Below are 12,986 nucleotides of genomic sequence, written 5' to 3'. Positions count from 1 at the left end.
CTATTTTAAATTATGATTTTATCTTGTGATAATCCTACGATGACATGGTCACCCGCAGGAACTGTGGAAAATGTTATACCGACATTCCAAGCACTAGCCGAAGGATTACGAGAAATTGGATTAACCCTTAAAATATTTCCCACTCTATTGAAAACGAAACGATATTCATCTCCATCTATGGTGTAGTCCCAATCGATTGGTTCTGTTTTCGTTAATACACCATTCGTAAAATATCGCTTTGAAGATGTGACTATTATCTGTTTTGTCGTAGTATCTGTACCTTGCCAATAAAGGCCACGCGTGTTTGTGCTTATATAGTAATCTGTTGTATTGACTTCTTTCTTTATTATATCATCTATTTTAACGCACTCTGTATCACCATAGTTACCAATAACATCAAATACATTTTTAGGTATTTCATTATTCATAACACAATATGCCTCATCCCACTGATACCAATATCCAGAACCAAATTTATCATGTAACATCTTAACTGAAGCTATCTCATTTGATGCCATATCTCATTTATTTAATATTTCATTTCTCAAATCTTCAACCTTTCGATTAAGCAACTTAAGTCCTTCAAGTGCAAGAACTGCCAGCATTTCATACTCTACCTTCTTAGTCTTTACATACTCTATTTTTTCTCCTTTATCTTCTCTAATTTCTACTTCCCAATCATCATTATCAGGAACTTCAGATTTTCTTTTAACACCATCAGAGACAATTTCAGGACAAATTTTTTCTATTTTCTGGGCAATAGTACCGATCTGTCGAGTACCATCCATAATAAAACTAGCAGTAGGTATTGCTAGAATCTGATCTAAAGTATGATTAAGTGGTTTAATGTCTTTCTTCAACCTAATATCTGAATCTTTAAAGAAACCACCTTCACAATGTAATTGTCCACTATTATAAAATACGAAATCTCTGTATGAAGTACCAGAATCATTAATTCCAACTGATAATAAACAGGGTCCAAAAGAACCTCTTTGGCCAAATATACCTAATGCGATTCTACTAACCCAACCATCTGGTTTAGTAGCACAAACTATAACCTTCCTTTTGTAAGAACCATGCACTAAAGCAACCGGACCTTGAGTAGCGTCTCCAATATCATCCATAATTGGATTATCTACTGTTGTATATATTCTATACCAAGCTGTCCATTGCTGTCCATTATAATTTCGACTATATGTTTTTATTTGTGTTGTATCCGAATCATAAGTAGTAACAGTTTGTTTAAATCCTGCATGTTGCTCTACAAGCAAAGAAAATGCATGATTTGTAGGACTATTCACAACAGTTGATGCAATATCATTGGCTCCACAATAATACATTCCCGGTACTGTAATAGCATTAAGATTCATATTAGCAAATATTGGAGCTGGGTACAGATAATTAATGCCGATATCTTTGGTCCCGTCAAAAGCGACACCATTAATAGCCCTTGCTGTCTGTAACTTTATAGCAGCATTAGCAATACCATCAGAAGGCAATGCGCCAACTTCCGAAGCTGTGTAAGACGGTTTATTCTGTTGTTTAGCCCAATCATAAACATCCGACGCAGGCATCGAAGTTGGAAAATCAGTTATCTCACTTTTCTTATGCTTATGTGCAGATGGAGTGAACGAAGATGGTTTATTTTTTATAAAAGAAGGAAGACTTGTATCCGTTACATCCCAATCTGCCTGAGCTTGTGAAAACTCCACAAGTGTACCAACAGCGCTATTATTAGCAGAAGGTTTGAACAGATAAGTTTTTCCCGAGACCAGCCCAGATACAGATACCTGCATGTTTCCTGTACCCTGTGGTCCTTGTGGGATAGCCATATTTAAACGGTATTTGGGAGCACCGGTTGATGTTAAACCATTTGGTTCCAATGTAGCAGATGCCTGACTTCCTGACGTTCCAGTTGTAACAGTTCCTACTTCTAAAACAGGAGCCTCGCCTTTTTCCCCCTGGGGCAATACAAGATTTAATTTATACTTGGGGTTTCCATCACCATCAACACCATCTTCCGAAAGAGTGACAACAGGATTTGAACCTTTGGATACAGTCCCTATCGAAATCTGGGGAGTTTTTCCCGTAAAGCCAATTGCCCCAGACATATCAACCAGAAAATCATAAGAGTATGTCCCGTCAATCTTTTTGTTTTTAACATACAATTTTGCATTATCCGGATCCTCCACATTATTTGTATTGACTAATACGAAATCTCCAATCTCAACTTCCATATTGTTTACATCCGCCTGTAAAGCAGCAATAGAAGAATACACTCTCTTTATACTGAATGCATCACCCTTACAATAAATATCCATTTTATCATAAGCCTTGGTTGATTTATTCCATTTGTATACGTAATGGTCCGTACCTATATAAGTCGGGTGATTCGCCGTTTCATTTGCATCAGATGTCGCTGTTTCTGCATTTTGTTTTAATGTAGTAAATTCTGCAATACGAATAGCTTCAGCATCAACACGTCCTTTTTCTGCTATAACACGTTTACCTTCCTCTGCTACACGAGTAGCCTCCACATTTACTCGATTTGTCTCCGTAACCTTCCGAGTATTCTCCTGGCTAACACGTAAAGATTCCGCATTTATACGGACTAATTCAGAATTATGTCGAGCATCTTCTTCCGTAACACGTCCTGATTCTGCTTCAACTCGTTTACTTTCTGCTATCTTACGGATATTTTCTGCTTCTACACGTTTTTCTTCCTCATTACAGCGTCCCTGTTCAGAAGCATCACGCCGACTTTCGACTGTTTCACGATCTTCCTCATTTTCTTGAACGGTCGCCTCAAGTAGGCGCATGTCCGTTGTAGCTTCTTTGGCTTCATCCATCGCTTTAAGCATATTCTCGTAAGCAGTTTGAATATGCTCAAGTCCATACTTAACACTCTTCTTTACCCCGTTTAGTACTCGGTAACCTATCGTAAAAAAGCCAGTCAAATCCTTAGCTTCTTCCAATTCTGATATTTTTCTTCTTTTAATCGGCATATCTTTATTCTTTTAAGTCTATATAAAATTCATTATCTTCTGTTACTATTAATTCATCACTTTCTGTTGCAAGAAAATAATCTTTTTCGTTTGTGCGGAACACCGTAAATGCAAGTGTCAGATTAAACTCTACCACAATCGGCTTGCCCAGATTTACAATGTTAACACCTGAGCATTTTTTATAATAGCAAGGATATTCTTCATAGCTCCAATTACAAAAGAGTTTACGTTCACCCGGTTGTATCAAAGCATGAAAAAAAGCGTCATAACATTGCCAGAAATGTTCCAGAGAATCAGTAGCCATCACACATTTAAGAGTCACATCTTTAGGCTGTAGCATCACCATACCTACATCGTACAAACGCCCATCACTACCAGAAAATGCACGAGACAAGTTTTGTTTCACTGTCGGAGATTTCAACACGGCATCCAGTCCATCTTCAACCACAATACCATACCGCTCAAAAGAAATATCATCCAGTTCGTAATCCGACTTCGGAATAAAAATACCTGGAATAAAAGAGTTGAGATAATCCGGTCTATCCGGCAAATCTTCAGCAAAAGTCAATGTCAAAGAAGTTTTCTCCCCCCACTCTCTGTTATCCGGATGCGATAATAAACGTAGTCTCCATTCCCTGTTCAATACGGGTATCTTAAATGCATGATACCCAGGATCAAGCAAATATTTAATGAAATCGTAGGATGATTTAAAAGGAAGATGTGAAACAAAAGTAATAGCCACTTCTTTCGGTTTTAACACAGGATTCTCCAAGTCAACTTCCACTCCGTCCTCTTCCGGCCAGTCATTTTTAACAGGCTCTGCCAACTCCGGGAAAATCAAAAAATCATTATAACCACCATTGGTAATCCGGATTCCATATTCTTCATAGGCATCAATGCCATCTATATAAAAAGTCCCATTCATTGTGTACGCATTAATATTCCTTTATTCACCATGGAATCTATTCCACCTTTCATACCACGTATATCTGCCTCAATAGCTTCCAGACGACGACAATAACGAGTATTTTCTTCTATCATCACCCATCTTTCGGCTGCCAGATAAAGTACAGACTGTATGTTGGAGACATGAGTATCGATATTGCTGGTAATATATTGTAACGCAGAAAAACGCCCATTCAATTCATTTGCACTTTCCTGGCTCATACTTTCTATTCCCTTTGCTATTGCTTCTCTACCTGCATCCGGAGCGAGTTGCAATCCTGTTACCTTTTCAATATCTGCTGCAGCCTTTCCTGCATTTTCAATGATACTATCATATTGATTTTTTAATCGTGCGATATTCTCTTTATCCAATCCATTCTCTGATCCTGCAACATCAGCAAAAGCGGCATACCAATCCTGCAAAGGCTTCTCAAGATATTTCATCTTGATAGCCTGTATCATTGCACTCCGCATCAAACCTTCAAAATCATTGGCAAAATCTGCTGCACTTTTCTTGCCATTCATTAATCCCTGAGCAATACTATCTGCTATAGAAGAAGCTGTTGTCCCTGTCCATGCCTGTTGCATCTCCTGCTCCAGATTTTTCATCATTTCAGCAACATTAGCCCCTTCTTCTTTCAAAGCTTTAAGTCGTTCAAACAGGATTTTCGCTTCACCTTCCAGTTTCTCCTGAGAATAAAGGCTTTCTATTTCTTCATAACTTTTACCAGCCAGACTATCATATTCATTCCATGTTTTTGCTTTACGGAACCAAGTACCATGCCGATATCCCTTACCAGAAATATACTCTTCTCCCATTAGTTTCTGCCAGACCTCATCGTATTCATTCTGAATAGAACCTTGCTGTCGTACCAATTCATTTTGCATCCGGTCAAAATATTCCAGACTGGTTTCACCTATCTGCTTTTGAAGACGGAGGCGCTCACGCAAAACAGCATTATATCCTATTTCCTTACTGTAGGTTTCAACCAAACCTTTTTCATATTCTTCACGAACCTTTTTATTTTCTTTCAGCCGCTTACCTATTCCACTAATAAGGCTTGTAACACCGGAAAGCATACTCGCTGCCCCCTCTAAATATTTACCTTGCCCCATTTTAGCAATACCGGTAGCAATACTTTCAGCTGCTGCAGCAACATCAGCCGCAGTTTGTATTACATCGGCAAGATCACTGTCAAAAACTTCTGCCAGTTTAGCACACTCAGAAAGAGCAGAAGATGTAGCCTTCAATTTTTCAGGCAAACGACTACTGCTCTCTTTTTCAGCCGCATCAATTCCTTTCTCTATTTTAGAGATAAGGGTTTGTTGTTCCGGAGAAAGTTCCCCCATCATTTGCTTCCTCTCAGCAACAAACTGTTTAGCTTCATTTATAGCTTTTTTCAAAGCAGATCGGGAAAGGTTTTCCATGTCGCCAAAAAGGACCTTGGAAAAATCAGAATTATCAGATATCAATGCTGTCAACGAAGTTTGGTAAGCATTGGTTCGGGACGCCATTATTTCATTATAACGATCTTTCTCTTTTTCTTCAGTTGAAGATCGACTTGCTTCCTCTAAAATCTCCATGTCCCTTTGGTAGTCCTTGTCTAAACTTGCCATTTTAGTAGTAAAGCTCTGATAGTTTTTCAGCAAATTATCCAGATTCTTCTGCTGCTCGTCTTTCACATCCTTGATTTCCACATCAACGACTTCTACTTTCTGCTTACCGGTCAAGGTAATGTCTTTCTCCCAAAGGCTACGTGTACTTTGAAGATAATCCATATACAAATCCAGATTTTCTTTATAAAAAGCTCTCTTTTCAGCCAATGATTGTTTAAAGTCCACAATCTCCGGATTGGAAGAAGTTTCATCACGTGTTTTATAAAGCCATCCTAAATTTATATTATCATCATCTGTTCGGTCTGGTTTATTTCTCAGTTCATCTATGCCTCTATTCAAAAAATCCGTAAAATCCCGGCCATTCGCTTTTAGCCCATTGAAGTCTTCTCTTGCCGCAAGTGCCCCTTCACCCTCCTCATAAGCATTTATTATATCATATTGCTCTTTCAGCAATTTCACTTTTTCTTTCAGTTCATCTAAAGGGATACTCTTGCCATCCTTTTCTAAACCTAAAGCTTGCAGGCCAGATACAGACTTAAGATGATTATTTAAATCCGCATAATTTTCATTCAGTAAAGTGATTGCTGAAGATTTCTTATTAATAGCCTCTGTAATTTTCCAGGTCTGTTTAACTTCCTGTTCTATTTTATTACATAATTCTAATGCTTTCTGCTTCAGATCGGCTTGTTGTACAGATAACCGGGATTGGGAAGACGAAAAATCATCATTAGAAACAGTACCCTGTTTCACTTTCTCCCTAAGCTCTTCCATTGCAATCTCATTCTTACGCAATTCAGCAACATAATTCCGATAAACCGTAATCATCTCCTGAATATCGCGGTTCAAGCCGCCGAGCGCTTCGTTACTACAGTCCTGTAAACGTTTGAAGGAAGTATAACTGACATCACCTATACCTTCGACAGCCAACTGTATTTTATCCAGTTCTTTGCTGATTTCACCTTCTGCTATAGTTTCTAATTTGATTGGTTCCATTATAAATTTGATATTATATTTATGAATAAAGGCTTCTCTCAGAAAAAGACACCGCCTTTGTCGATTGGTATTATCACACTGCTATCAACGATGAACATGTTCTCCCTTCCTGCCAAACATCCCAAACAATTGTTCTTTTGATGTAATTCTAACAGGTTTGTCTTCACTACTACTTACATATCTGGGAGCATCTGCAAGCATCATTACCAATGTCGGATAAGGAATTTTTTTTATATATTCCATACTCCAACCCGTATCTTTAGCAATCTGATAGATGAGTCCGAAAGGGCTATGGGAGCCTTCGACGTGCCCCTTAACTCCCTTTTCACCATGGCTCAGGTCGTCTTCGGCTTCGTTATCCTCAGAGCTGATATTGACCTGATATAGTTGCAAAAATCATGAGCCCCCGAAAGACTTGCCAACATTACCCATAATTCCGTCATTTGGCGTGTATCTAAATTTCGTCTCAGAAACCATGCCAACAAACGATTACGAATACCTAAAGGCGTGCAATAAGGAAGTATCCCATAAGCAACAATACGACTGGAAGGAATCATACATTCATAAATCATACGATGCGCCTCATTGATATTGCCGGGTTCCAATGTTGTTGCCATACGTTGCATATGGAGATACAGACCGGAAATGCGGAACAGGGTTTCACTGTCAGGACGCTTTACAAGAAAACGGATAGCACGTTTTCCAAATATCCGGAGACAGCGGGGTGCAGGTAATGTTACCTGCACGCCCTGATCCAGCAAGGTATCGATTGTTTTAAGTTCAATCTCTGTTTTTTGCTGTTCAGTTAACCGCTTTTCCATATTCCTTAAGCTTCCGGATTTTCTACTTCACCTATTAGCATCGGAGCTTCATCCGCTTTATCGGGCAATTCTACTATAGCAGTGATTTCTATCAAAGACATATCAGTAGCTTTAGCTCCAAACTTCCGTACACCATAACAGGTTGCCTTCGGAATACGTATAGGAATGTCGAATTCAGTATTTAAAAGCAAACTGCGGGTTGTCTGGTAATTACCACGCGGAGCCTTCCACTGGCCATTTACAATTTCTCCCCCCATCCACTCTTTCAGATTGTCATTATCCATCGGCACGGAGAATTTCAAGGTAGTTCCTGCCGCATTATAGATTGTAAGGAAAGGATAACGTGATCCTTGCAGATAATGCTTTACAACTTCGCCCTCTTCATCTTCAAAAGTCACAGTTTCCTGATATGGTTGAAGTTGTTTATCTAATGTTGTTGCCATTCCTCCGTCTGCTGTCGGTGTACCATGTTTTACTAATTTTGCACCTAAAATAAATTTTGCCATTTCTGTTTGTTTTTTTAATTAATAAAATGTTGAATTATTATTGTTGCCACATATCTGCTCCACAGCTTGTAATGCTATTTACACAGACTCCGGAGTGGCTCCGGATTTTGTTTGTAACCGATTACAGAAGCAAAGAAAAGGTCATAAAGGACTCGCTCAAAACAAAGTTTGAAACATGATAATTTTTATTATCAGCTATGGAAAACAAACGCTGGAAACCAATACACAAAAACAAAGGGAAGCCTATTTTTTTAAGCTTCCCTTTTTAAATATACAAAAATACAAGGACTTGATTTTCCACAAATTCTAATATCAGAAACTAAAGACTACATTACTATACAAGTATACATGATAAAAGATTTATCCTTCACAAACCTTTTTCTTTTCCATGTTTCTCAATTCCTGTTTGGCAGGATAAGCTAAATAACGGTTGAAAGTTGCATAAGAGATGAAATAACGGGGGTATATCTCCGTCTCGTAAACATGCAACTGGGTAATGCCTTTCCGTTTACGTTCCAACACAAGATTCTGTATTTCGATTATTCGTAATAATCTATTTTTACTATTATAAGACATAAGCTGACAGTGGTTATTGAATCCATCAAAATTTGGTATGAACATATTTAGCATACAGCTAATAGTCCATCGATAGTTCGCCTGACAAACGGATATAAGCTATATCGATCCGGTTAAGTTCGTCTATTAATCCTTTATTTGTCGGATTACCGGACAATAATCCTAAAATTCTGTCACTTTCTTTTTCTAACCGTACCATTTCTGCCCGCTCTTTTGGGGTTGGAATTTTCTTTTCTTGCTTAATCTTGACCATATCTTTCTATATTATGCGGTATGCCGCTATTCATTAAAATTGTTTCTTCATCACATATAATATCTTTAAACAGGAGAGTTTGGATAAAATTTTCTACCTTTAGGGCATTATTTCAACAAAAGCACGATGCAATATTAGTTTATAATTTTCAACAAAACAAATGTAATAGAAAATAATTTTCAACATTATGGACACGATTTTACAGAGAATAGAGAAGATAGCTATAAATGAGGGGATAAAAATCACTGCGTTTGAAAAAACAATCGGAGCAAGTAAAGGAGTTTTGTCTCGTGCCATCCATAATGGAACAGATATACAAAGCAAGTGGCTGCAAGCCATTGTTGAAAATTATCCCCAATACTCTGAAGCCTGGTTACTTGCCGGGCGCGGTTCCATGCTAAAAGGGCAATCTATATACCCGGCTCCCATCCAGTTTAATCACACTGAAAAAGAAACAGAATGTATACATATCCCAATTGTAGACATTTCTGTTGCTGCAGGAGCCGGATATTATAATGCAGACTTCATAGAGGAAGTAGAATGTATTTCCTTACCTCAGACCATGGCAAAAAACGGGCGTGAATATCTATGTGTCCGTATCAAAGGGCAAAGCATGACTCCTTCCATTCTGGATGGCGGGTACTTGATTATATATAAACTGGAACGTTCCGAATGGGAAAGCATACGTGATAATTACGTGTATGTAGTCAGTGATTCAGAAGGAAGATCCTATGTAAAACGGCTGAAAAACAGATTCCGGCAACATGGATTTATTGTATGTATGTCTGATAATGCGGATAAGCAAAACTATTCCAATTTCAACTTATATGAAGAAGAGATAAACACAATATGGTTTGCCGAATGGTACTTCACTGCAAAAATTCCTAATATTCAAGATACATATTATCGTAAACAAGCTGAGCTGGAAGACCGCTTGGAGGATTTATCAGCCCAGTTCCAACAATTCAGAAAAGCTATAAATCCGAAATAACGAATCACAATAGCCATATTTTACGAATCAACAGTACGAAGACGGTCTATTTTATCTTAATAAAAGTATAGTATCGTCTTCTTTTTAAGCAAAAACAACACCTACCCACCTTGTCAATCACTTAATTATAACTACTTTTGCGATTGAGAAAAAGTTAAAACTAAAGTATGAAAAAGATTAGAGCTGCCATTGTTGGATATGGCAATATTGGAAAGTATGTATTGGAGGCTTTGGAAGCCGCTCCCGATTTTGAAGTAGCCGGTGTTGTACGTCGTAACCCGAACGATATCCCGGACGAATTAAAAGCTCATACCGTAACAGATCATATCACTAAACTGGAAAATGTAGATGTAGCTGTACTGGCTACTCCTACCCGCAGCGTTGAGACTTTTGCTAAAGAGATTTTGGCTTTAGGCATCAACACAGTGGATAGCTTCGATATTCACGGAGGTATTGTAGATTTGCGCAAATCGCTGGATGCAGTTGCCAAAGCTCACAACACAGTAGCTGTAATCTCTGCCGGATGGGACCCGGGAAGCGACTCTGTAGTTCGTGCCCTGTTGGAAGCGATGGTTCCGAAAGGTATCACATATACAAACTTCGGCCCGGGCATGAGTATGGGACACACCGTTGCCGTTAAAGCTATCGAAGGCGTAAAAGCAGCTTTGTCCATGACAATACCTTTAGGCACAGGCGTTCATCGCCGGATGGTCTATATCGAAGTAAAAGACGGTTACGATTTCAAACAGGTAGCAGCAGCTATCAAGGCTGACGATTATTTCGCACACGATGAAACACACGTTATGCAGGTGGAATGTGTAGACAACCTGTTGGATATGGGACACGGTGTAAATCTTGTACGCAAAGGCGTTTCTGGAAAAACTCAGAATCAGCTGGTTGAGTTCGACATGAAGATAAACAACCCGGCATTGACTGCACAAATCCTCGTTTCCGTTGCCCGCGCAAGCTTCAAACAACAGCCTGGAGCTTATACAATGATCGAACTACCGGTTATCGACATGCTTTACGGAGAGAAAGAAAGCCTGATACGCAGACTCGTATAATTTAGCTGACAGTTGACAAGGGACAGTTGACAGTTTTCGAACTGTATTTTTAACTGTCAACTGTCAACTGTCAACTGTCAACTTAAAAGAATATGCTTGATTTTATTACCTGGACAGCCGATCCCGCTATTTTCACTATCGGCTCGCGTGAAATACGTTGGTACGGATTGGCTTTTGCCATCGGTTTTGCTATCGGTTACATGATAGTGGAAAAGATGTGGAAAAAGGAAAAACTGAATCCTGCCTGGATTGATTCCTTGTTATTGTATACAATTATAGGAACAGTAGTTGGTGCCCGGTTAGGGCATGTCCTTTTTTATGACCCCGGTTATTATTTAGCCCATCCTGTAGAAATCTTAAAGGTTTGGGAAGGCGGGCTTGCCAGCCATGGAGGTACACTGGGTATCATCATCGCCATTTATTTCTATTCCAAACGTGTCAGCCACCGCAGCATGCTATGGGCGTTCGACAAACTGGTAGTACCTACCGGACTCGTTGCCGCAATGATACGCTTAGGAAACCTGATGAACCATGAGATATACGGTCATCCGACCGATAAGCCTTGGGGATTCCGTTTTATAGAAAACCTGCACGCCTGGAGACAGGGAGCAGAACCCATATTCACAGTCCCGAGCCATCCGACACAACTCTATGAAGCAGGCTGCTACCTTGCTACATTCGCGCTTTGTATGTGGCTCTATTTCAAAAAAGAGGCATGGAAAAAAGAGGGGTTAATATTCGGAGTATTTATGATTTGCATATTCGGTTCACGCTTTTTCATCGAATTCCTGAAAAACAATCAGGAAGAGTTTGAAGCAGATATGATGCTGAATATGGGACAATGGCTCAGTATTCCGTTCGTGCTTATGGGTTGTTATTTCGTCTGGAGAGCATTAAGAAAAAAAAGTAAACTAATTTAATTTTTAGTTGACAGCCGGCAAGCACAGTTTAGACTCTCAAATATTCTTTGCAACTGCCCCTTGCCAACTGCCAACTATCAACTGAATAAAGATGTACAAGTTAAAAGAAATCGCAGATAAAATTTATTATGTAGGGGTAAACGACCGCCAAAAAGCGTTGTTCGAAAACATGTGGCCGCTTCCTTACGGCGTATCATATAACTCCTATCTGATTGTTGATGAAAAAACAGTTCTCGTCGATACCGTAGACGTTTGTTATTCTGATATTTTCCTAAAAAAAATAGCAGATGCCCTGGACGGACGGACGCTCGATTACTTAATCGTGAACCATATGGAACCGGACCATGCCGGAAGCATCCGCCTGTTGCGCCAGCAATATCCCGACGTACAGATTATCGGCAACAAGCAGACATTCGGAATGCTGGATGGTTATCATGGCATCACTACCGGATTGCATGAAGTGAAAGAAGGGGATACTCTGAACATCGGGCACCATCAATTGGCTTTCTATATGGCGCCGATGGTACACTGGCCGGAGGTTATGGTGACATATGATGCTACAGATAAAATACTTTTCTCTGCCGATGCTTTCGGTACATACGGAACATTGGATGGCGGAATTATCGACACCGATATGAACACCGAACATTTCTGGGAAGAAATGATTCGCTACTATTCCAATATTGTCGGTAAATATGGAAATCCGGTACAGCGTGCCCTTCAAAAATTGTCGGCACTGGACATTCAAACCATTTGTTCCACACATGGTCCTGTCTGGCGCGAACACATTGCTAAAGCTATAGATATTTACGACCGGCTGAGCCGTTATGAAGGAGAAGAAGGCGTGGTTATTCTTTATGGCAGCATGTATGGAAATACCGAACAGATGGCGGAAGCGATAGCCTCTGCCCTGTCTGAAGGCGGTATCAAAAACATCGTTATGCACAACGTCAGCAAGACCCCGGCTTCTTATATATTAAAGGATGTATTCAAATATAACGCTTTGATAGTAGGCAGCCCGACTTATAGCAACAGCCTTTTCCCCGAAGTGGAAGCAATCTTAAGCAAAATAGAAATGCGTGAAGTGAAAAACCGCCTGTACGGTTATTTCGGTTCATTTACCTGGGCGGGTGCCGCCGTAAAACGTCTGGCCGCATTCGGCGAAAAGATGAAATGGGAAACCGTAGGTGTGCCTGTTGAACAGAAACAAGGGCTGAAAGCGGATAAATATTACGCTTGCCGTGAACTGGGTCTCGCTATGGCAGAACAATTGAAAAGCAAAAGATAATCTTATT

13 protein-coding genes are annotated in these 12,986 nt (G+C 39.6%); 4 read left to right on the top strand and 9 right to left on the bottom strand.

Features of this window, described 5'->3' with window-relative positions; translation table 11 throughout:
• Positions 1 to 5: 5 nt before the first annotated feature.
• The 9 genes from ACGE0T_RS00760 to ACGE0T_RS00720 all read right to left on the bottom strand — a co-directional run bounded on the left by ACGE0T_RS00760 (position 6) and on the right by ACGE0T_RS00720 (position 8,716).
• The gene (locus ACGE0T_RS00760) at positions 6 to 518 is read right to left on the bottom strand and encodes a hypothetical protein (RefSeq protein WP_459188667.1); all 513 of its coding nucleotides are present in this window, start codon (positions 516 to 518) and stop codon (positions 6 to 8) included.
• A gap of 3 nt (positions 519 to 521) precedes the next feature.
• Positions 522 to 3,005: a pyocin knob domain-containing S74 family peptidase gene (locus ACGE0T_RS00755; RefSeq protein WP_459188666.1), complete on the bottom strand. Its 2,484-nt coding sequence runs from the start codon at positions 3,003 to 3,005 to the stop codon at positions 522 to 524.
• Between the two features lie 4 nt (positions 3,006 to 3,009).
• Positions 3,010 to 3,930 (bottom strand): hypothetical protein, encoded by a 921-nt coding sequence (locus tag ACGE0T_RS00750; RefSeq protein ID WP_459188665.1) that lies wholly within the window; start codon positions 3,928 to 3,930, stop codon positions 3,010 to 3,012.
• Positions 3,927 to 6,560: a hypothetical protein gene (locus tag ACGE0T_RS00745; RefSeq protein WP_459188664.1), complete on the bottom strand. Its 2,634-nt coding sequence runs from the start codon at positions 6,558 to 6,560 to the stop codon at positions 3,927 to 3,929. The genes ACGE0T_RS00750 and ACGE0T_RS00745 overlap by 4 nt, the downstream gene beginning before the upstream one ends.
• Before the next feature lie 84 nt (positions 6,561 to 6,644).
• A complete protein-coding gene (locus ACGE0T_RS00740; RefSeq protein WP_459188663.1) occupies positions 6,645 to 6,953 on the bottom strand; it encodes a hypothetical protein in 309 nt (102 codons plus the stop codon).
• Entirely contained in the window at positions 6,896 to 7,381 is a 486-nt protein-coding gene (locus tag ACGE0T_RS00735) for a hypothetical protein (protein WP_459188662.1), read from the bottom strand. Before ACGE0T_RS00735 ends, ACGE0T_RS00740 begins: the two co-directional genes overlap by 58 nt.
• A 5-nt stretch (positions 7,382 to 7,386) precedes the next feature.
• Positions 7,387 to 7,887, bottom strand: coding sequence for a hypothetical protein (locus ACGE0T_RS00730; RefSeq protein ID WP_459188661.1), 501 nt, complete (start codon positions 7,885 to 7,887; stop codon positions 7,387 to 7,389).
• Positions 7,888 to 8,247: 360 nt separating this feature from the next.
• Positions 8,248 to 8,463 carry a hypothetical protein gene (locus tag ACGE0T_RS00725; RefSeq protein ID WP_459188660.1) on the bottom strand — a complete coding sequence of 72 codons (216 nt, stop codon included), beginning with the start codon at positions 8,461 to 8,463 and terminating at the stop codon, positions 8,248 to 8,250.
• Positions 8,464 to 8,521: 58 nt separating this feature from the next.
• Positions 8,522 to 8,716 carry a hypothetical protein gene (locus ACGE0T_RS00720; RefSeq protein ID WP_459188659.1) on the bottom strand — a complete coding sequence of 65 codons (195 nt, stop codon included), beginning with the start codon at positions 8,714 to 8,716 and terminating at the stop codon, positions 8,522 to 8,524.
• Positions 8,717 to 8,903: 187 nt separating this feature from the next.
• Between ACGE0T_RS00720 and ACGE0T_RS00715 the strand changes: the two genes are divergently transcribed.
• The 4 genes from ACGE0T_RS00715 to ACGE0T_RS00700 all read left to right on the top strand — a co-directional run bounded on the left by ACGE0T_RS00715 (position 8,904) and on the right by ACGE0T_RS00700 (position 12,979).
• Complete coding sequence (locus ACGE0T_RS00715) at positions 8,904 to 9,707, top strand: S24 family peptidase (RefSeq protein ID WP_459188658.1); 804 nt, start codon at positions 8,904 to 8,906, stop codon at positions 9,705 to 9,707.
• A gap of 167 nt (positions 9,708 to 9,874) precedes the next feature.
• Positions 9,875 to 10,771: a diaminopimelate dehydrogenase gene (locus tag ACGE0T_RS00710; RefSeq protein WP_459188657.1), complete on the top strand. Its 897-nt coding sequence runs from the start codon at positions 9,875 to 9,877 to the stop codon at positions 10,769 to 10,771.
• Between the two features lie 92 nt (positions 10,772 to 10,863).
• A complete protein-coding gene (gene lgt / locus ACGE0T_RS00705) occupies positions 10,864 to 11,691 on the top strand; it encodes a prolipoprotein diacylglyceryl transferase (RefSeq protein WP_459188656.1) in 828 nt (275 codons plus the stop codon).
• 91 nt (positions 11,692 to 11,782) lie between these two features.
• Complete coding sequence (locus tag ACGE0T_RS00700; protein ID WP_459188655.1) at positions 11,783 to 12,979, top strand: FprA family A-type flavoprotein; 1,197 nt, start codon at positions 11,783 to 11,785, stop codon at positions 12,977 to 12,979.
• Positions 12,980 to 12,986 lie beyond the last annotated feature (7 nt).

Source organism: Parabacteroides sp. APC149_11_2_Y6 (assembly GCF_054506995.1).
The sequence above is the reverse complement of the archived record's forward strand: the minus strand, read 5'-3'. Positions and strand labels throughout refer to the sequence as shown.

Bases quoted from the DNA above. Each gene is read 5' to 3' on its own strand.
- ACGE0T_RS00730 (WP_459188661.1), bottom strand. From the start codon at position 7,887: ATGGCAAAATTTATTTTAGGTGCAAAATTAGTAAAACATGGTACACCG.
- ACGE0T_RS00755 (WP_459188666.1), bottom strand. From the start codon at position 3,005: ATGCCGATTAAAAGAAGAAAAATATCAGAATTGGAAGAAGCTAAGGAT.
- ACGE0T_RS00750 (WP_459188665.1), bottom strand. From the start codon at position 3,930: ATGAATGGGACTTTTTATATAGATGGCATTGATGCCTATGAAGAATAT.
- ACGE0T_RS00735 (WP_459188662.1), bottom strand. From the start codon at position 7,381: ATGGAAAAGCGGTTAACTGAACAGCAAAAAACAGAGATTGAACTTAAA.
- lgt (WP_459188656.1), top strand. From the start codon at position 10,864: ATGCTTGATTTTATTACCTGGACAGCCGATCCCGCTATTTTCACTATC.
- ACGE0T_RS00745 (WP_459188664.1), bottom strand. From the start codon at position 6,560: ATGGAACCAATCAAATTAGAAACTATAGCAGAAGGTGAAATCAGCAAA.
- ACGE0T_RS00720 (WP_459188659.1), bottom strand. From the start codon at position 8,716: ATGGTCAAGATTAAGCAAGAAAAGAAAATTCCAACCCCAAAAGAGCGG.
- ACGE0T_RS00760 (WP_459188667.1), bottom strand. From the start codon at position 518: ATGGCATCAAATGAGATAGCTTCAGTTAAGATGTTACATGATAAATTT.
- ACGE0T_RS00700 (WP_459188655.1), top strand. From the start codon at position 11,783: ATGTACAAGTTAAAAGAAATCGCAGATAAAATTTATTATGTAGGGGTA.
- ACGE0T_RS00725 (WP_459188660.1), bottom strand. From the start codon at position 8,463: ATGTCTTATAATAGTAAAAATAGATTATTACGAATAATCGAAATACAG.
- ACGE0T_RS00710 (WP_459188657.1), top strand. From the start codon at position 9,875: ATGAAAAAGATTAGAGCTGCCATTGTTGGATATGGCAATATTGGAAAG.
- ACGE0T_RS00715 (WP_459188658.1), top strand. From the start codon at position 8,904: ATGGACACGATTTTACAGAGAATAGAGAAGATAGCTATAAATGAGGGG.